The sequence below is a fragment of the Pseudomonas sp. SWI36 genome, assembly GCF_002948105.1.
Taxonomy (GTDB): Bacteria; Pseudomonadota; Gammaproteobacteria; order Pseudomonadales; family Pseudomonadaceae; genus Aquipseudomonas; species Aquipseudomonas alloputida.
The window spans coordinates 2,451,800-2,470,085 of the sequence record NZ_CP026675.1 but is presented as its reverse complement, the minus strand read 5'-3'; the positions used below and the strand labels follow the sequence as shown (position 1 = coordinate 2,470,085).

Genomic DNA, 18,286 nt, shown 5'->3' with positions numbered 1-18,286 from the left:
AATTAGGTGGACACCATCGCCTTTGGCGTCGGGGTCAGGAAGATGAGTTGGCCGGACGGTTACATTTCGTGTTCCGATTTCATGTTTTTGGCTCTTGAGCTAGCAGTGGCAAGCAGCACCGGGGTGCCAATGACGACCATGACGGAGCGAGCACCATACGTTGACGCGCTAGGCCTCAACCAGCCTCCCTTCAAGAGATGACTGTTACCTGACGCACCACAGCGCGCTGTAATGGCATTTTGACTCCTAGTTTGAGTATAGAGTTCCTCGCTTTTGGAGAGCATACGCATATCAATTGGAGATAGGCCGGAGAAAGCCATCCACGGCTAGTCGCAGAAAGGTATCGGTGGCCAGGCGTTCGGTCAGCATGACATGTTGCTCGGTCGACAAGCAGTACATACTCCCCTGCTAGTACGTCCAGCTCTTTGTCAGACTCTGGCTTCAGACGACCTACATCAAGTCACTTACCGCAGCACCTGAGAAAATGGGGCCTGACCATGGCCGGAGGGAGTGAAATGAAAGCCCATGCAGAGCGCTTGTGGGATGTAGTCATCATTGGCGGAGGACAAGCCGCCCTGGCAACGGCGTACTTCCTGCGCCGGACAGATCTCTCGCTCATCATCCTCGATGCCGAGCAGGGCGCCGGCGGGGCTTGGCGACACGGCTGGGATTCGCTGCGGCTGTTCTCGCCAGCCACCTGGAGCTCCATTCCCGGTTGGATGATGCCGCCTGCTCAGGATGGCTATCCGTCTCGCGAACATGTCATCGACTACCTCACCCAGTATGAGGCGCGCTATCAGTTTCCGATTAAACGGCCGGTACGTGTCACCTCAGTCGAGCGCGTAGCGGGCGCGTTACGTGTCCATTCAGTGTCTGGCCATTGGGATGCCAAAGCTGTGGTCAGTGCCACAGGCACTTGGAGCAATCCGAACATACCTGCCTACCCCGACGCTGAGCTGTTCCGTGGCCAGCAGCTGCATTCGGCTCACTACGTTGAACCGCAGGCCTTCTCGGGCAAGCGCGTGCTAGTCGTCGGCGGCGGCAACTCCGGCGCTCAGATTCTCGCAGAGGTTTCCAAAGTAGCTGCTGCGACCTGGGTAACCCCTACCGATCCAGTTTTCCTACCTGATGATGTAGATGGCCGAGTGCTGTTCGAGCGGGCCACAGAGCGCTGGAAAGCGCAGGTGGAGGGGCGTGTAATTGAGCAGCCGGTCGGCGGGTTGGGCGATGTGGTAATGGTCCCGCCTGTGGTGGAGGCGCGTGAGCGAGACGTTCTGCACGCGGTGAGACCCTTCGTTCGTTTCACCCCTAACGGCGTGGTCTGGGCAGACGGCTCGGAAACCGCAGTGGATGCAGTGATCTGGTGCACCGGGTTCAAACCCGCCTTGGGACACCTCGCCAGCCTTGGGGTTGTTACTGAGCAAGGACGTGTAGAGGTCGAAGGGACCCGATCTGTGAGTGAGCCGAGACTTTGGTTGGTGGGCTATGGCGAGTGGACAGGTTCTGCATCAGCAACCTTGATCGGGGTGACCCGCACTGCCCGCAGTAGTGCAACTGAGATCGAGCAGTTTGTGGTGAAAGCGGAGGCCTGATGGCCTCCGCATTTCCTCACGGATCAGTGCGTCTGCTGTGCCATTTCGCTGTGCCTGGGCAGTGCGATCGAGATGAGCGCGGCAGCCAATACGAGGATGCTGGAGACCCACAAACAAGCTTCCAACCCATAGGCTTGGAATACCCAACCTGACAGCAGCGTGCCGACCAAGCGCCCGAGGGCGTTGGACATGTAGTAGAAGCCCACATCCAAGGACACGCCGTCTTCCTTGGCGTAACTGACGATCAGGTAGCTGTGCAGCGATGAGTTCACGGCGAACAGCACGCCGAACAGCATCAACCCGCCGAGCAAGACTACCTGCGCTGACCAGCCTGCCGCCAGGCCCACGGCAATGAGCGCAGGCAGCCCGGCCAGGGCGATTGCCCAGATGAAGGCTGCTCGACCATCGGGGACATGTCCGCGCTTCTTACCGGTGATATGTGGAGCAAACGACTGGACGATGCCGTAGCCGATGACCCACGCGGCCAAGAAACCGCCGACCAGCCAGAAGTCCCAGCCAAACGTAGAGCTCAGGTACACCGGCAGTGCCACAACAAACCAGACATCCCGCGCACCGAACAAAAACAGCCGTGCGGCCGAGAGAATGTTGATCGCCCGGCTCTTGGACAGCATGTCGCGGAACTTCGGTTTGGCCTTGGCTTTGCCCAAGTCCTTTTTCAGCAGGATCAAGCTGCAGATCCAAATGAGGGCCAAGGCTGCTGCCATGGCCAGCACCGCCAGGGTGAAACCGAGCAGCGCTAGCAATGCTCCCCCGAGGAAGAAACCCACACCTTTGAGGGCGTTTTTCGAGCCCGTTAGGATGGCCACCCATTTGTAGAGGGTGCCTTGCTGGCTGTCCGGTACCAGGAGCTTGATGGAGCTCTTGGCGCTCATCTTGTTCAGGTCCTTGGCGATGCCGGAGAGCGCCTGGGCGGCCATCACCCACGGCACCGTTAGCGAGGCTGCTGGTACCGTGAGCATCAGCAGGGCGACAACCTGCATGCCAAGACCGATGTTCATGGTGCGGTTGAGCCCCAGGCGGGCGCCGAGGTAGCCGCCCACGAGGTTGGTGATCACGCCGAACACTTCGTAGAACAGGAACAGCGCCGCGATCTGCAACGGGGTGTAGCCCAGCGAATGGAAGTGCAGTACCACCAGCATGCGCAAAGCGCCGTCGGTAAGGGTGAAGGCCCAGTAATTGCCGGTAACCAGCAGGTACTGACGCACTTCCGCAGACAGGGCTGACAACGCCTTCATGATCGCCATTTACTCCGCTGCGCCGACCAGGCGTGCTAGTTCAACCGCACGGTTGGCGTAGCCCCACTCGTTGTCGTACCAGGCGTAGATCTTCACTTGGGTACCGTTGACTACGAGGGTGGACAGCGCATCGATGATCGAGGACCGCGGATCGGTGCGGTAGTCGATGGACACCAAGGGGCGTTCTTCGTAGCCCAGGATGTCCTTCAGCGGTCCTTCGGTTGCGGCTTTCAGCAGCGCGTTGACCTCTTCAGCCGTTGTCTCACGTTCCACTTCGAACACGCAGTCGGTCAGCGAGGCGTTGGCCAGTGGTACACGTACGGCGTGACCATTCAGCTTGCCGCGTAGCTCGGGGAAGATCTCGGCGATTGCGGTGGCAGATCCCGTGGTGGTCGGGATCAGGCTCATGCCCGAGGCTCGGGCGCGACGCAGGTCCTTGTGCGGTGTATCCAGAATGCTCTGGGTATTGGTGAGGTCGTGAATGGTGGTGATCGAGCCGTGGCGTATGCCCAGGTTCTCGTGAATCACCTTGACCACCGGGGCCAGGCAGTTAGTGGTGCAGGAAGCGGCGGTGACGATACGATGCTGCGCCGGGTCGAATAGGTGCTGGTTGACGCCCATCACCACGTTCAGTGCGCCTTTCTCCTTCACTGGAGCGCAGACGACCACACGTTTGACGCCTTGATCCAGGTAGGCCTGGAGTACGGCTACCGACTTCATCTTGCCGCTGGCCTCGATGACCAAGTCGCAGCCCGACCAGTCGGTGTCCGCGATGGTCTTGTTGGCGGTGACCTTGATGCGCTTGCCCTCGATCACTACCGCGTCGCCCTCTGCGCGGGCTTCACGGTGCCAGCGTCCGTGGATCGAATCGAAGTTGATCAGATGGGCATGGGTCTCGGCGTCACCGGCCGGGTCATTGATCTGCACAAACTCGAATTCCGGCCAGTCCCAGGAGGCGCGAAGCCCCAAGCGACCAATACGGCCAAACCCATTGATACCTACTTTGATAGCCATGTTCTTGTTCTCGAATCGCGATTAGCGAAAGGTCAGAGGGTGTCGCTGAACTGGTTGATATACCCAACGTGCGCAGGGTTCTGGATCGCACGTGGACGCAGGGCCTGGACCTGGGAAACAGCTTCCTGCACAGGGATGCCGCACTCGATCATCAGGCGGGCGGCAAACAGGCCGGTGCGGCCAGAGCCGCCCTTGCAGTGAATGGCGATCGTCTTACCGGTCATCACCAGCTCTTTCAGGCGTTCCCGGTGAGCCTTCCAGGCGGCCGCAAACGGCTCACCGGGCGCTTCGTCATCCTCGACCGGCAGGTGGAACCATTCGAGGCCCAGCAGTTGGCACTCCTCGGGAAGCAGATCGATCTCGTTCTGCAGCAGTTCTTCACTCGGCATCAGGGTTACCAGCGCGCTTGCGCCGGCATCGTGCAACGTTGCCAGAGCCTGAGATACCGATGTCTCCTTGGTACCTGGGCACGGAGTGAAGATCAGCTGGCCGACCAGTTCGGAATTAGCCAACACTGAATACGGGTGCAATTGCATGCTCACAAAGCCTCAAATGGATCGTTGATTGACACGCTTGGATAGTTCTTCAGCCGACTCTTTACGTTCGGAGTAGCGATCGACCAGGTAGTCGGAGCGATCACGAAGCAGCAGGGTGAACTTCACCAGCTCCTCCATTACGTCGACAACACGGTCGTAGTACGAAGAGGGTTTCATGCGACCCGCCTCGTCGAATTCCAGATAGGCCTTCGGCACGGACGACTGGTTAGGGATGGTGAACATGCGCATCCAGCGGCCGAGGACGCGCAGCTGGTTGACCACGTTGAAAGACTGCGAGCCGCCGCAGACCTGCATCACCGCGAGGGTTTTGCCTTGAGTGGGGCGCACGGCGCCCATGCTCAGTGGAATCCAGTCGATCTGCGACTTGAACACGCCAGTCATCGCGCCGTGGCGCTCTGGCGAGCACCAGACCATGCCTTCCGACCACAGCACCAGGTCGCGCAGCTCCTTGACTATGGGGTGGTCATCGGGCACGTCATCCGCCAGTGGCAGCCCGGTCGGATTGAAGATCCGCGTCTCGGCACCGAAGTGCTCCAGCAGGCGTGCCGCTTCTTCCGTCAGCAGGCGGCTGAACGAGCGTTCGCGGGTCGATCCGTACAGCAGCAGGATGCGAGGGTTATGGGTGGACTTTTGCTCGACTGCCAGTTTGTCTGCTGTCGGCAGGTCGACCAGATCGTTGTCGATATTCGGGATATGGTGTTCGGTCATGATTTACTCCTGAGTCAAGGCGCCAGATGGCTGATCGAACCAGCGGCGCTTGAGCCACAAGGCCACGCCCACCAGGGAGATCAGTACCGGCACTTCCACCAAGGGCCCGATGACGGTGGCAAACGCGACCGGCGAGGCAAGGCCGAAGGTGGCGATGGCCACGGCAATGGCCAGTTCGAAATTGTTGCTCGCTGCAGTGAACGCCAGCGCAGTGGTACGTGGGTAGTCAGCTTCCAACAGCTTGCCCATCCAGAAGCTGATGAAGAACATCACCACAAAGTAGATGGTCAGCGGGATAGCGATGCGCAGCACATCCAGCGGCAGTTGCAGCACCATGTCGCCTTTCAGGCTGAACATGGCGACGATGGTCAGCAGCAACGCCACGAGGGTCAGCGGGCTGATCTTCGGGATGAATCGCTCCAGGTACCAGGTCTCGCCCTTGCTGCTGATCAGGATCTTGCGGGTCAGGAAACCAGCCAGGAACGGGATGCCCAGGTAGATCAGCACCGATTGGGCGATATCGAGGAAGCTGGTCTCAATGACGCTACCTTCAAGGCCAAACAGCGGCGGCAACAGCCCCAGGAAGATCCAGGCGTACACGCTAAAGAACAGGATCTGGAAAATGCTGTTGAAGGCGACCAGACCCGCCACGTACTGGTTGTTGCCACCGGCGATCTGGTTCCACACCAGCACCATGGCGATGCAGCGTGCCAAGCCGATGAGGATCAGGCCGGTCATGTACTCAGGCTTGTCGGAAAGGAAGACAACGGCCAGCCCGAACATCAGGACCGGGCCGATCACCCAGTTCTGGATCAGCGACAGGGCAAGGATGCGCTTGTCCTTGAATACCTGTGGCAACTCCTCGTATTTCACCTTCGCCAGAGGTGGGTACATCATTACGATGAGGCCAATGGCGATGGGGATGTTTGTCGAGCCTACCGACAGGCTATTCAGCCACGCAGGCAATCCCTGGAACAGGCTGCCCAGACCAATGCCCAGGCCCATGGCCAGAAAGATCCACACCGTCAGGTAGCGGTCTAGAAAGGAAAGTCGGCTTTTGCTCATGGTGGATCTCCCTAAACGTCAGAGCGTTCCGATACGGGCCAGCTCGGCCTTAAGCTGGGCGGCATCCAATTGTTCGAAAGGCAGCGCGAGGAATGCATTGAGGCGTCGTTTGATCTGCTCAAGCGTGACGTCGAACGCTGCGTCCAGTTCGGCGGTGTTGCCCTGCTGGTCAGAAGGGTCAGAAAGCCCCCAGTGGGCTTTCACTGCTGGTCCGAAGAACACGGGGCAGGCTTCGCCAGCGGCCTTGTCGCAGACGGTGATGACAAAGTCCGGTGCCAGCTCGGCATGCGCGTCACTTGACTTGCTGCTGAGGCCCTCGGTGGAGATACCAGCACGCTGCAGCGCGGTGATGGACAGCGGGTGCACACCACCCTTTGGCTGGCTGCCGGCGCTGTAGGCCTTCATGCCGGCCGGGGCCAGATGATTGAAAACAGCCTCGGAGAGGATGCTGCGGCAGCTATTGGCGGTGCAGAGGAACAGAACTTTCATCGGTTTTTCTCGGCAATGATCAGCAGCAGGAGGCGACGCGTTGAGGGCGGTCACCCATTGTGTCCAGTCGTTTAGTGCTAGCACTCAGCCATTCGCGGTTGGCCTCCAGCGTCGTCGCCAGGACCTCACGTACCCAGCCGGGAAGCGATGGATGCAGGCGGTAATAAACCCACTGGCCCTGACGCCGGTCTTCCAGCAGGTCACACGTGCGCAGTTGCGCCAGGTGGCGGGAAACCTTGGGCTGGCTTTCTTCCAGCGCGCAGGTCAGTTCACAGACGCAGAGTTCTACCTCGCGAGCGATCAGCAGCATCATCCGAATGCGGTTCTCGTCGGCGAGGCATTTGAAAACCTTGGTAGGTGTCAGCGAGTCAGTCATAGCAATTCTCAGTGTTTAGTTTTCACGAGGACGAACATTTTGATGCGCTCATGAATCTTGTGAAGCTTGCGTCGGAAGGCATCGTGTTGGTCACTGGTAACAGGGTCTTCGAAGTTCCACGCCAGAACCTCGCCGAGGGCAGGCAAAGTAAGGCACTCTTGGGCTGCCTTGTCGCAGAGCGTAATCAAGTAGTCGAACCGTTCCCCTGCAAACTCGTCGATGGACTTGCTGCGTAGAGCCTTGGTATCGATATCGAGATATTCGAGGGCGTCATAGGTGCGCGGATCGACTTGGCCAGGCTGGGTACCTGCGCTAAAAGCTTCGAAATGCACAGGGTCTGTGTGCCGGAGCAAAGCTTCGGCGAGCTGGGAGCGAGCGGCGTTTGCGGTGCAAACAAGCAGAACGCGGGTCTTGCCAGTCATCACTTGGTACCCTGAGTGTATATGGTTTTTCGAATATACGCTTTTTCGAATGTGTCGCAACCCCTCGATGATGGGTGGCTTTACATGTGCGCGTTCATGCACATATATTGGCTGCATGACGACCAACCAAAATCTCCGTGCTCAAGCCATCGAAGCCGCCATCGAGTCGCTAGACGAGACCTTCTTCAAAGCGCTTTGCGAGCCTTCCAGAGTCGCGGTTTTCAAGCGCGTACTTTTGCTCGGCCGGGCGGATGTCGGCGAAATCGCCAAAGAGCTGCCACAGGAGCGCTCGGTGATCTCCAGGCACCTGCAGGTATTGCATGACGCCAAGATCGTGAAGGCCACCAAGGTGGGTCGGCAGGTGTTCTATGAAGTAAATGGTGGGTCGATCGTCGAGCGACTGGAGGGCCTGCTCCAGCGAACCAAAGGTCTAGTATCGATCTGCTGTCCGTAGTCCGGCCTTTTTTTGCCTTTAAATATGCATGAGTGCGCATATATGAATGAGTTGGATCGCGTTCTGGATGTGGTCGTTATCGGTGGTGGGCAAGCAGGTTTGGCGACTGGCTGGCATTTACAGCAGCACGGCTTGGATTACCTCATCTTGGATGAGCAGACATCCCCGGGCGGTAACTGGCGTAACTACTACGAAAGCTTGCAGTTGTTCTCACCATCGGAGTACTCAGCGCTGCCGGGGCGAGCGTTTCTTGGCGATCCCAAGGACTACCCGGTGCGAAATGAAGTGGTGCAGTACCTGGAGGCATACGCCGCCGAGTTTCAGCTCCCTTTTCAGGGCGGTACCCGAGTGGTGGCGGTCGTACAGAAGGGCAAGGCATTTGAGGTTCGCACCGCCAACGGAGCGAATTTCACTACGCGTGCTGTGGTAGTGGCATCAGGTGGCTTCAGCCGTCCTTTCATGCCTGACATTCCTGGGCTAGAGAGCTTTTCAGGACACTGTCTGCAGATAAAAAAGCAGCTCCGAAGAGCTGCTTTTCTGCCCTACTCCCCCTTTTTATGCTTGTGGGGTTTCAGGTCTGGGTGATCCTTCTGCTTCTCAGGCGTGACCCGCTGCCTCTTGTCCGGAGTGCCATCTTCGTTGGTGCGTTTAGGGCCTGGCTTGATGCTCATGCAAATTTCCTTTTCCGCTTGGGTTGTTGAGTACTGCTATGTAGTTAGTCGAGCTTCTGGCTGCTGTCAAAGCAGCTCGATGTGGAATCGCTATCGACCTCACGTGTTCAGCCTGTTGCAGCATTAGAGGCCTGAGTAGGTGCTTCCGGTCAAAGTCTTGCAAGGGGCAGTAAAATCAAGAGCTGAGCGATACGAGGATGTCTGGACGTTCATCATCCCGAGTACGGTGTGGAACAGGTTGTCGTGGCTCAGTGGCGAGCTCGTCTGTGCTTTCAAGCAGCCCACATTGAGGCGTTCGCTTTTCGCGAGAGAATCAGACATCCAGAGCACCAATGGCACCTTGGTTTGCTCATCTGGGGCCATCGCATAGGGCAGCCCATGCAGGTAAAGACCACCCTCTCCCAGTGACTCCCCGTGGTCCGAAACGTACATCAGCGCAGTGTCGAATTTGCTGTTCGCGGCCAGAATATCGATCAGCCCAGCCGTGACGTAGTCGGTGTAGAGGATCGAATTGTCATAGGCATTGATCACTTCCTGCTGCTCACATTTGTCGAGCTCATTGGTCTCGCAAACCGGCCCGAATTTCTCGAACTGCGTGGGGTAGCGCTTGTAGTAGGCCGGGCCGTGACTACCCTTGTAGTGGAGCACCAGGACTGCATCGCCTTCCTGACGCTTGATGAAGCCCTCCATCTCAGAGAGCAATACACCGTCCTTGCACTCGTCGCTACTGCACAGCTGAGCATCTGCGTGTTGGGTAGCCTTGTGGTTTGGCACCCGATCACAGACCCCTTTGCAGCCCGAATTGTTATCAGCCCACATGATACTGATGCCTGCGCGCTGAAGCACATCGAGCAGCCCTTCGCGGCTCTTGGCCAACCCGTCCTTGTAATCATCCCTACCGACGTCCAAGAACATGCATGGCAGCGAAACCGCGGTGGCGGTGCCGCAAGAACTCACATTCGAGAAGCTGATGACATTGCGCTTTTCCAGCTCAGGATTGGTATCGCGGGAGTAGCCATTCAGGGAGAAGTTGGCGGAACGTGCGGTCTCCCCGACTGCCAGTACCAGCAGCTTGGGTTTACGAGCCGCTCCCTGCCTGGTCACCACGGCGTCGGTACCGATGGAGGTCAGCGCTTTCGGTGTGGCCAGCTTGCGTTTCAGGTAACCATGACCGGCAGCAAACAAATTGGTGGGAACCAGAATGAGCCGGATCTCCCGGTTGTTGCGTAGGAGGGAGGCATAAGATTGGTACTGGCTCAGCACGATACCAGCAAGGGCTACCAGTGCGAGCGCCAGGACGATGAGTCTGCTACCCAACGCGTTGGTCCAGGGCTTGCGTCGCAGGGGCACCAGACAGATCAGGTAGACGGGCAATACCCCTACCATTGCCACCCAAAGGCCAAGTTTCCAGTTCAGTAGCTCAGATACCTCACTGACGTCGGTCTCCACGACGTTGGTGAACATCGTGTAATCAATGACAATTCCGTAAGCACTCATGAAGTAGCTGGCTAACGCCGCGCTGATCAGCACTAGACATAGCATAGGTTTTGCGAATCTTGACCATGACCCCAAGCTAAGTACGGTGAACACCCAAACGAATACCACGACTGGCAGGCTGGCGGCGAGCGGCCAGTTTACTTCCTCGGTGTTGAATGCCAGGCGCCAGAGCACACGCCAAAACTCAGCGTTCGCGAATAGCAACAACCAGAAAGTTACTAGCGCGATGAGTAAGTTGGTGCTGATGCCTTCCTGTCTAACATTGCGAATAGCATGGATCCATTTACTGAACAGGGTATGAATGGATTTAGAAGGTGTCATTATCAAACTCTAAGAAGCTGCTCATCCATGGCGCTGGTCATGAATAGCCGGGAGCTAAATGGCAAGCCTCCGACAGACATAGCGAATCAGGGCGTAGAGAAGGTCTGAGACCTTGGTCCCTTTAGCCTGAGGACGCTTAAGATGTGTGAGGCATGGGATTGATGAGAAATAAACTCTCGCCAGGCGCATTATTTCCGCTACACGATAACGTCATGATGACTTCGCGATTACAATGCTGACATGATCGCGATAATGACTTTTTTGATTGGAACTGCCCAGGCTATGATAAAAAATGGATAGGTCTGACTCTTTGGGTGGTTAATGCCGCCCGATTAATTAAATTAAAATTCACAAACAAACCAGCTACGTTTTGCCATACGCTAATTTTGAACCTTTACTTTAACTTAAAAGTCATTCTAGCGAGCAGAACATTTCTTTCACCTTTGCCCGTGCTGATGTCACCTGTCGATGAGGGACGAATACCATGAGTTTTCTCAAAAATTTACTGGGGGGCCACCACGGCCGCGGAACCCACGGCGGTGGCAAGCACCACGGTAGTGGGCACTGGAGTGATCGACATGACCGGCATGGTCGTTATGAGCAGCAGCAAACCTGCGACGGTAATGACCAGGTGATTGGGGGTGGGCGCGCAATAGCTCAAGCCCCAGTCAAAGATCTGCAGACTTGCAAGCACTGCCGGACCGCGAACGCCCCGTCTGCACGCTTTTGTCTAAACTGCGGAACACCACTATCGAGTGATTGCACGGCCTGCGGCTCGTCCCTGACAGCAGGAGCAAAATTCTGCAGCCAGTGCGGCCAGGCAACCCCTTAGCGCTTGGCCACACTGGAAATCCAACGCGACCACCACCCTGTGGAAGGAGAAATACGTGGGATCGAATCATGATCATGGCAGCGCCGCGGTTCGTGAGGGGCATCAGAAGAAACTAGTCATGGCATTGGTCCTGACCGGTAGTTTCATGATCGCTGAAGTGATCGGCGCATGGATTACCGGCAGCCTGGCGTTGCTGTCGGATGCGTCTCACATGTTCACCGACACAGCCGCTTTGGCAATTTCGTTGATTGCGCTTCAGATCGCCAAGCGGCCGGCGGATCAGAAAAGAACCTTTGGCTATGCGCGGTTGGAGATCCTAGCCTCCACGTTCAACGCCGTGCTGCTCTTCCTGGTGGCGATGTACATCTTGTACGAGGCCTACCAGCGCTTCTTCATGCCAGCGGAGATCGCCACCGGGACAATGATGTGGATCGCGATTGCCGGCCTGATCATCAACCTGATTTCAATGCGACTGCTGGCATCTGCCAGCAACGAGAGCCTCAACGTCAAAGGCGCCTACCTCGAAGTCTGGAGCGACATGCTCGGATCGTTGGGTGTGATCATCGCCGCCCTCATTATCCGCTTTACCGGCTGGACCTGGGTCGACACGGTTGTCGCCGTAGCGATCGGCCTTTGGGTATTGCCGCGGACTTGGCAATTGCTTCGAGAGAGCTTGGGAATTCTTATGGAAGGTGTACCCCGGGGACTCAACGTGGCGGCAATCGAGGCCACGATCCTCAAGGTCGACGGCGTCACGGATGTCCATGACTTGCACGTTTGGGCCGTCAGCAGCGGAAGCAACGTGATGACGTCGCACGTGGTCGTCCGAGACGCAGCAGATGGAGATGCTGTGCTAGCGGCCGTCGTGGATGCAGTCAGCGACGCGTTCGAAATCCATCACTGCACCATTCAGATCGAGCGCGCAGCTTTCCACGAGAACGTCCCTTCGCCGTCGCATTGATCGGCCGGTAGACACCTGATCAACACACCGCCTTCAACGTCGGGGGTAGTGTGGTCGAGGATGAGGTAAGGATGGATTGGCGATAGCAGAAGCACTTCATGAGTGCCTGGTGAATGATCCCGGCAGACCCATTCCACTAGCTCAAGTAGGTTCAGCGATGTCTTGGATCATCACGAAATACTTAGTCACTGCCGCAATAGTGGTGCTCGTGTCTGAGCTGGCAAAGCGCAGTGACAAGCTGGGCGGCTTGGTTGCCGCCCTGCCATTGGTCACCGTATTGACGCTCATCTGGCTTTACTTGGACAACCAAAGCATGGAGAAGATTTCCAACCATGCGTGGTACACGTTCTGGTATGTGATTCCAACGCTGCCGATGTTTATCGCATTTCCGGCACTGCTGCCCAAGTTGGGCTTCTGGCCGACACTTATCACCAGCATCCTCATCACTATGGCAAGCTTCGGAGGATTTGCCCTGCTCCTAAGGCGTTTTGGCATCGAGTTGCTATAACCCGGGTGCAGAAAGCAATCGGTGTCCGCTTACCGGTTGTTGATGCACTCACCTTACGAGGTAGCGAACCATGTGCAGTTCGCCCTTAGTCTTAAAGCTCGGGAATGGGTTTCTTCACGCTCTGAGCATAGCGTTCTGTAGCCTTTCTGGCCTTTCTGGCAGACTGCTCAAGATCGTCGTTGATCTGAACGCTACTTTGGGCATTTTTCGGCAGTGCAGAGAAAGCATGAACGCAGCAATAGCCGATATAGTTGCTTTCATGAGAAGTCCATTAATAAAAAAGCGCCCATGGCGGGGCGCTAAAATTCACCTTACCAAAGGAGCGTATGGTTCCAAGGTGAATGCATTGGCGTGAGCAGGGTTCCGTTACTCCCGCCATGCTGCTTCAGATGAGACTGGCCCAAAGCAGCGCTGCCTGTGTGCTGTTGTTAAACTAGCAAAAGCGGCTAACGATAAGATGATTGTGAAATTACAATTTGGACATGTAATAGTTTGTAAAGTAATTATCCTTGCTCAAGTAAGATGAAAAGCCAAGCATGATCGCCGGTTGAAGCCCGTTTCAATGGGTAGAATGATCGGTGGCTTGTCATCACTCGTAGCTTGAGCTTGAAGGATTAAACGCCACAAAGCAGAGCAGCTTGGCAGAAACACCACCCCTCTCGGCCGAATTCGCTTGTCAGGCGTGAAGGCTGCAAACCGCTGAAGGCCACAGAATCCGCTAAGCTCACTAGGGAGAGCCGTCATGACTGTCAGCAATCTTGCGGCTACATTACAAATTTGTAGGATTTCGCCGCGGCCAGCGTCTTCGCGTTAAGATTCAAGCGTCCTCAGGTGACCCCGGCGTATGGACAAAGGTAGCGACTTCCAGATGCCATGCATATCAGCCGAACCTTCAAACTGCCTCCAACCATAGTCTTGACGGATTAGGCAAATCCTTCCTCACACCTTGAGATAAGTTATGCGCGTTCTAGTTGTGGAAGACGAAATTAAAACTGCCGAATATCTTCAGCAGGGCTTATCCGAAAGCGGGTATGTCGTAGATATCGTGCACAATGGTGTCGACGCCCTGCACTTGTTCAATACTAACGTCTATTCATTGGTTCTGCTGGACGTCAACCTTCCAGGCATCGACGGTTGGGACCTTTTGGAAACCATCAGGAAAACCAGCCGGGTCCGCATCATCATGCTAACCGCCCGCGGTCGCATCAACGACAAGCTCAAAGGCTTGGATGGCGGCGCTGACGACTACCTTGTCAAACCCTTTGAATTCCCAGAGCTGCTCGCTCGTATCCGTTCGCTGCAGCGGCGTGGTGATGAATTAGTCGAGAAGAGATCGCTAAAAATTGCCGATTTAGAACTCGACTCAGTGCGCCATCGCGTTTTCCGCGCTGGCACACGCATCGATCTCACCACAAAGGAATTTACGCTCCTGCACCTGCTGATGAGCAGGACGGGCGAAGCGCTGACTCGTTCTCAGATCATTTCGTTGGTCTGGGACATGAATTTTGACTGCGATACCAACGTCATCGATGTCGCTATCCGGCGCCTTCGCTCAAAGATCGATGACCCGTTTGAAACCAAGCTCATTCACACGCTTCGTGGCGTAGGGTACGTTTTTGAGGAACGCGCATGAGGCCTTTCAGCCTGGCTGCAAAGCTGGGATTAAAAGTGGGGTTGATGAGCGCAGCGTTGCTGCTTCTATTCGCCACCTTCGGGTATCTGATGGTAGGCCAGGCGCTAGAGCGTAATGCTCGCAGTGACCTGGAAGTCAAGATGGCGGGCATGGCTCACAACCTGTCTATGATCTCCGACATCTCAGGCGTCAACGCAGACGCACATCAGCTTGTGGATCTGGTGATGGGCCACAACAACCTGTACGTCAGCATCTTCGAGTCGGCGCAGAGTGAAACGCCTCTTCTCTCGATCGGCTCGAAGCAGGTGAACGTGGAGGTGCACAAGTTCCAACCATCCGCACAGCCGAAGGAGCATGAGTGGCGCGACACCCAGGACCGCCCCTTGCTGACAGCTTCTCGCACCATGAGTTTGGGCGACGGAACCGAAGTCAGTGTCTACATGACCATGGACCAGTCGTCCAATGAAGCGCTGCTTGATGCATTGCTCACCTGGGCCCTGATGATTTCCCCGCTCATCATCGCGCTGATCCTCGCAATCGGCTGGTGGACAGTCCGCAGAAGTCTGCTGCCTCTGACCAAGTTCCTGAAGGTCGCTTCGAAGATCTCCACCGAGAGCCTTGACCATCGTCTGCCGACTAATGGGATGCCGGCAGAACTCAAAGAGCTCGCCGACGGTATCAACATCATGCTGGCTCGCCTGGATGACGGAGTTCAGCAGCTCTCGCAGTTTTCTGACGACCTTGCTCACGAACTGCGAGCGCCGCTTTCCAACCTGATGGGTAAAGCCCAAGTTGCGCTAACCAGAGAACGATCGCTTTCCGAGTACAGGGAGGTGCTGGAGTCGTGCACAGAAGAGCTGGACCGCATGAGCCGCATGGTTTCCGACATGCTGTTCCTTGCTCAGGTCAGTCATCCGGCATCCATGGTGGAGTTTGAACCCGTGTCCCTAGTCGACGAGGTTAAGCGAGTGTGCGATCTCTTCAGCATTTCGGCAGAGGAAGGCGAGATCCAGCTGCAGATCTCTGGCAGTGATGACGTGGTGCGCGGGAACCGCCTGATGATTCAACGCGCCGTCTCGAATCTGGTGTCGAATGCGATTCGCTACTGCCCTCGCGGTCGTACGGTCTATGTGAAAGTGCAACACGGTGGTAGCGGCACGACCTTGAGTGTTGGCAACCCGGGCCGCGGGATCGCCAAGGAACACCATGCGCATTTGTTTGAACGGTTCTACCGCGTGGATAAGAGCCGAGCACGAAGCGAAGGGGGGACCGGTCTTGGCCTTGCCATCGTGCAGTCGATCATGGGCCTACATCAAGGCTCGGCGAGCGTGGAAGTGACCGAGGAAAATTTCACCTGGTTCCACCTCCACTTCCCGAAGCTCAGCTAAAGCAGCCAACAATGACCGCTGATTGAACCGCGCTCACTTGCAAAGGCCCGTCAATCGACGGGCCTTTTGTCTGATGCAATGCATCAATGCCTAAGCACCACAGGGTCCATGGGCGACCGCAGAATTACCGACTTTATAATCTTTTGCTCTTCTGGATTAGCGTTTCTTCACAGGTGGGAGAAGTATTGGGCATTCACTTTTTCCTGAGCGCTCACACTGCCGGCGGCCTCTATGGACTGCATGGTCGAGTACACATAGATCAGTGCCAGTATGAAGAATGCTGTCGCCACTACCATGACATAACGCTTAGCCAGCACCGTTAGCTCCAGGATCGAGGCATCCGCTGATTTGTCGCGACAGTAAGCTCCGAAATCAGCGGTTGGATGGCGGTCTCGACGCCACGAGCGGCAGCGGAATATGCCTCTGCAGCAGCGCGTATGGCGACCTCTTCGGCATTGGACCAGGCTTTCTCAGCCTTTCGCACCTCCTCCTGAATCTGCCTACTGACGAGATCAACCTCCTCCACAAGCTCACTCGACTTTTCCAGAACGGCGCTGCAAGCCCTGGTTTGGGAAGCCAGCTCATCGAGCTGAAAGGTGAGTTTTTCAGTGCTTCGACGGAAGTCACCGATGGCAACAGCCAAGGCTCAATCTCATTCATGGCTATCTCCCCGAGCGGCCGGTAACGCCGCAGTGGTTTATTTGTTTAGATATCAACGTGACCCTCGACACAAGCGAGATAGACATGATCCTTCCAGGTTTGCAGATTTGGCGCATCTCGCCAGCCGCCTAAATTACGGAATTGTAATTCTTGACTCACCTTGTCGTTAGCTTCGCGCTCCTAAACTACAAACCAACAAAGGCCGCCAGTCAGGTAGGCCTAGTGAGAACCGAGGCACACAATGAAATTTGCTAAATCTATCGCTATTGGCAGCCTGCTGCTTGGTCTCGTGAGTACCGCTTACGCTGAAGGTGGTTACGAGCGAGCGAAACAGTTCCAGGAAAACTTCCGAAATGAACAGGCTCGCCTATGGAGCGATGACTCTTCGGATCAGAACAAACAACAAATTGCCCAAGAGCAAAAGAAAGAAAGCAAGAATGGTAAGGAAAAAGCTGATAACTAAACGGCGATTAAATAGGACTTTAAATGACGAAAGCAATCGACAAAAAAGCCAGGGTAAAACCTGGTTTTTTTTGTGTCTGGAATCTTACCTTCGTTTGTACGAGGCGTTTCCGCATTACTGTCTCCGACCAGACCTTCGGTACCTTGCCTGGCGTCTTTCCAACGGCACAGCAACAGCTGACTGGCGTTCGCTTCGGTGATCTCGACACAGCCCAGGTTGGCAGGCAGCTCAGCATTGCTGTCGAGTAAGCGCCGGGACAGGTAGAATGAGCTGTCACGAGGCCACTTTGCTGGGTACTGGATGTTTTCGGACTTCCCGCTGCTGTAGAACTCCGAGGAATTCGAGCGGCGACCAGGGTAGATCAGAGGGGCCGATTGAGCACATTCAACCAGGCCTGAACGACATCTCGCTGGTTCTGAGGCCTCTGCATCAACACCCCGGCATAGATGATGTCGACGCCGATGATTGGCAGTATCAACGCTCGCGGCGGCGCCCTGGTGATCCTTCGGCCAACCTCATTGATCCGACCGGACAGGAGCAACGCCGAGACAGGTACAGAACCAGCGGCAGCCAGTCGATCAGCCCTAGTTTTCCTGCGAGCGCTCCGGCTCCGAGCAGGGCACCACAGATCAGCGCGAAAACCAGCTCGGTGTTCATGCCAAAGATGCCGTCGTGCTCATGGCTCAGCCCTTCATGCTCTGCTTGGTCATCTGGGCGTTCAAGCGAACTTTTCATAACTCGTCCCTTCTGGGGGGCAAGACTATAAACTGCCCTATGCAGTTGGAAGACATTACTGTTGTGTAGTTGAGATTTATTTCCCAGCTAACCCAGGGGCAGTCATTAAAGCATCTAGCCTAAATGACGTTCATCGAGCTCAATAAAAAATGCCAGGCACTGCCTGGCATTTATGAATTCTCTAAGTATTCTACTCACAGCAATTACTACTTGTTGTTGATGCATTGCGAGTACATGGAGTAGCGAACCGTCTTAAGCGTACCCTGAGAGTCCTCAAAGGTCATCAATCGCGGGTAAACTTGGCAGGTGCGCGGGTCTTGGGACTGACGCACGAATTTCGCAACATCGATCTTCATGCCGTAATTGTAGTCCTGGATCTCCGGCATCGGTTTGCCATTTCTCTCGGCATAATTCGCTACAGCAGTCTGATGCTCCTTGATGTATTGCAGCTGCTTGCTTTCAGAGTAAGTATAAGCCTGCGAAGCCATCGAGAACATAACAAGTGCAGCAGCAACAATTAGCTTTTTCATAGGAACCTCTCAAATTCAAATCATCTCGGGCGTAACTTTAGCAACGCAGAGGCATCACCGGCATGACGAGAAACTTACAATTTTGAAAGGTAAGTGCATCTATTTCATATAAAACAAAAAACCCACAACGCGTGTTGTGGGTTTTTTGTATCTG

22 protein-coding genes and 2 pseudogenes are annotated in these 18,286 nt (G+C 55.9%); 9 read left to right on the top strand and 15 right to left on the bottom strand.

Annotated features, from left to right (window positions below; genetic code table 11):
• Positions 1-515 precede the first annotated feature (515 nt).
• Positions 516-1,592 carry an ArsO family NAD(P)H-dependent flavin-containing monooxygenase gene (locus tag C4Q27_RS11875; protein ID WP_104886876.1) on the top strand — a complete coding sequence of 359 codons (1,077 nt, stop codon included), beginning with the start codon at positions 516-518 and terminating at the stop codon, positions 1,590-1,592.
• Between the two features lie 23 nt (positions 1,593-1,615).
• Here C4Q27_RS11875 and arsJ read toward each other — a convergent pair whose 3' ends face one another.
• Genes arsJ through C4Q27_RS11835 form a run of 8 tightly spaced genes read right to left on the bottom strand, consistent with a single transcriptional unit; the run spans position 1,616 to position 7,479 of the window.
• Positions 1,616-2,848 carry an organoarsenical effux MFS transporter ArsJ gene (gene arsJ, locus C4Q27_RS11870; protein WP_104887857.1) on the bottom strand — a complete coding sequence of 411 codons (1,233 nt, stop codon included), beginning with the start codon at positions 2,846-2,848 and terminating at the stop codon, positions 1,616-1,618.
• Positions 2,849-2,857: 9 nt separating this feature from the next.
• Positions 2,858-3,862 carry an ArsJ-associated glyceraldehyde-3-phosphate dehydrogenase gene (locus C4Q27_RS11865; RefSeq protein ID WP_104886875.1) on the bottom strand — a complete coding sequence of 335 codons (1,005 nt, stop codon included), beginning with the start codon at positions 3,860-3,862 and terminating at the stop codon, positions 2,858-2,860.
• 32 nt (positions 3,863-3,894) lie between these two features.
• Positions 3,895-4,398 carry a cyclin-dependent kinase inhibitor 3 family protein gene (locus C4Q27_RS11860; protein WP_013974857.1) on the bottom strand — a complete coding sequence of 168 codons (504 nt, stop codon included), beginning with the start codon at positions 4,396-4,398 and terminating at the stop codon, positions 3,895-3,897.
• A gap of 12 nt (positions 4,399-4,410) precedes the next feature.
• Positions 4,411-5,127 (bottom strand): arsenical resistance protein ArsH, encoded by a 717-nt coding sequence (gene arsH, locus C4Q27_RS11855; protein WP_013974858.1) that lies wholly within the window; start codon positions 5,125-5,127, stop codon positions 4,411-4,413.
• A gap of 3 nt (positions 5,128-5,130) precedes the next feature.
• Positions 5,131-6,192: an ACR3 family arsenite efflux transporter gene (arsB, locus tag C4Q27_RS11850; RefSeq protein WP_104886874.1), complete on the bottom strand. Its 1,062-nt coding sequence runs from the start codon at positions 6,190-6,192 to the stop codon at positions 5,131-5,133.
• Between the two features lie 18 nt (positions 6,193-6,210).
• Complete coding sequence (locus C4Q27_RS11845) at positions 6,211-6,681, bottom strand: arsenate reductase ArsC (protein ID WP_104886873.1); 471 nt, start codon at positions 6,679-6,681, stop codon at positions 6,211-6,213.
• 19 nt (positions 6,682-6,700) lie between these two features.
• Positions 6,701-7,057 carry a metalloregulator ArsR/SmtB family transcription factor gene (locus tag C4Q27_RS11840; protein WP_104886872.1) on the bottom strand — a complete coding sequence of 119 codons (357 nt, stop codon included), beginning with the start codon at positions 7,055-7,057 and terminating at the stop codon, positions 6,701-6,703.
• Between the two features lie 8 nt (positions 7,058-7,065).
• The gene (locus C4Q27_RS11835) at positions 7,066-7,479 is read right to left on the bottom strand and encodes an arsenate reductase ArsC (RefSeq protein ID WP_104886871.1); all 414 of its coding nucleotides are present in this window, start codon (positions 7,477-7,479) and stop codon (positions 7,066-7,068) included.
• A 115-nt stretch (positions 7,480-7,594) separates the two neighbouring features.
• On the opposite strand from C4Q27_RS11835, the gene C4Q27_RS11830 reads away from it, so the two are divergent.
• Both C4Q27_RS11830 and C4Q27_RS11825 read left to right on the top strand, forming a co-directional pair.
• On the top strand, positions 7,595-7,933 hold the full coding sequence (locus C4Q27_RS11830; RefSeq protein WP_013974863.1) for a helix-turn-helix transcriptional regulator: 339 nt from the start codon (positions 7,595-7,597) through the stop codon (positions 7,931-7,933).
• Between the two features lie 42 nt (positions 7,934-7,975).
• On the top strand, positions 7,976-8,518 hold the full coding sequence (locus tag C4Q27_RS11825) for an NAD(P)/FAD-dependent oxidoreductase (protein ID WP_231386153.1): 543 nt from the start codon (positions 7,976-7,978) through the stop codon (positions 8,516-8,518).
• Between the two features lie 209 nt (positions 8,519-8,727).
• Here C4Q27_RS11825 and C4Q27_RS11820 read toward each other — a convergent pair whose 3' ends face one another.
• Entirely contained in the window at positions 8,728-10,422 is a 1,695-nt protein-coding gene (locus C4Q27_RS11820; RefSeq protein ID WP_104886870.1) for a phosphoethanolamine transferase, read from the bottom strand.
• Between the two features lie 502 nt (positions 10,423-10,924).
• Positions 10,925-11,116, bottom strand: coding sequence for a hypothetical protein (locus C4Q27_RS29785; RefSeq protein ID WP_241799404.1), 192 nt, complete (start codon positions 11,114-11,116; stop codon positions 10,925-10,927).
• On the opposite strand from C4Q27_RS29785, the gene C4Q27_RS29780 reads away from it, so the two are divergent.
• From C4Q27_RS29780 to C4Q27_RS11790, 5 genes are all read left to right on the top strand, one after another.
• Positions 11,054-11,254, top strand: a complete 201-nt coding sequence (locus C4Q27_RS29780) for a zinc ribbon domain-containing protein (protein ID WP_241799402.1) — start codon at positions 11,054-11,056, stop codon at positions 11,252-11,254. The two genes, C4Q27_RS29785 and C4Q27_RS29780, sit on opposite strands and share 63 nt — an antisense overlap.
• Positions 11,255-11,309: 55 nt before the next feature.
• Positions 11,310-12,215, top strand: a complete 906-nt coding sequence (locus C4Q27_RS11810; protein WP_104886868.1) for a cation diffusion facilitator family transporter — start codon at positions 11,310-11,312, stop codon at positions 12,213-12,215.
• Positions 12,216-12,372: 157 nt separating this feature from the next.
• The gene (locus C4Q27_RS11805; RefSeq protein WP_104886867.1) at positions 12,373-12,723 is read left to right on the top strand and encodes a DUF3147 family protein; all 351 of its coding nucleotides are present in this window, start codon (positions 12,373-12,375) and stop codon (positions 12,721-12,723) included.
• Positions 12,724-13,681: 958 nt separating this feature from the next.
• Positions 13,682-14,356 carry a heavy metal response regulator transcription factor gene (locus C4Q27_RS11795; RefSeq protein ID WP_104886866.1) on the top strand — a complete coding sequence of 225 codons (675 nt, stop codon included), beginning with the start codon at positions 13,682-13,684 and terminating at the stop codon, positions 14,354-14,356.
• A complete protein-coding gene (locus tag C4Q27_RS11790) occupies positions 14,353-15,744 on the top strand; it encodes a heavy metal sensor histidine kinase (protein ID WP_104886865.1) in 1,392 nt (463 codons plus the stop codon). Before C4Q27_RS11795 ends, C4Q27_RS11790 begins: the two co-directional genes overlap by 4 nt.
• Positions 15,745-15,911: 167 nt before the next feature.
• Here C4Q27_RS11790 and C4Q27_RS29425 read toward each other — a convergent pair whose 3' ends face one another.
• Entirely contained in the window at positions 15,912-16,061 is a 150-nt protein-coding gene (locus tag C4Q27_RS29425) for a hypothetical protein (RefSeq protein ID WP_177410002.1), read from the bottom strand.
• A 2-nt stretch (positions 16,062-16,063) separates the two neighbouring features.
• Complete coding sequence (locus tag C4Q27_RS29420; RefSeq protein WP_177410001.1) at positions 16,064-16,387, bottom strand: hypothetical protein; 324 nt, start codon at positions 16,385-16,387, stop codon at positions 16,064-16,066.
• A gap of 258 nt (positions 16,388-16,645) precedes the next feature.
• Between C4Q27_RS29420 and C4Q27_RS11780 the strand changes: the two genes are divergently transcribed.
• The gene (locus C4Q27_RS11780; RefSeq protein WP_104886864.1) at positions 16,646-16,867 is read left to right on the top strand and encodes a hypothetical protein; all 222 of its coding nucleotides are present in this window, start codon (positions 16,646-16,648) and stop codon (positions 16,865-16,867) included.
• Positions 16,868-16,953: 86 nt separating this feature from the next.
• Here C4Q27_RS11780 and C4Q27_RS30000 read toward each other — a convergent pair.
• The 3 genes and pseudogenes from C4Q27_RS30000 to C4Q27_RS11765 form a co-directional block, all read right to left on the bottom strand.
• Positions 16,954-17,426 (bottom strand): annotated as a pseudogene (locus C4Q27_RS30000) (phospholipid carrier-dependent glycosyltransferase); the annotation flags it as partial.
• Positions 17,414-17,602 (bottom strand): annotated as a pseudogene (locus tag C4Q27_RS11770) (hypothetical protein); the annotation flags it as partial. The pseudogenes C4Q27_RS11770 and C4Q27_RS30000, both read right to left, overlap by 13 nt.
• 206 nt (positions 17,603-17,808) lie before the next feature.
• Positions 17,809-18,132 (bottom strand): DUF2790 domain-containing protein, encoded by a 324-nt coding sequence (locus C4Q27_RS11765; protein ID WP_013974877.1) that lies wholly within the window; start codon positions 18,130-18,132, stop codon positions 17,809-17,811.
• Positions 18,133-18,286 lie beyond the last annotated feature (154 nt).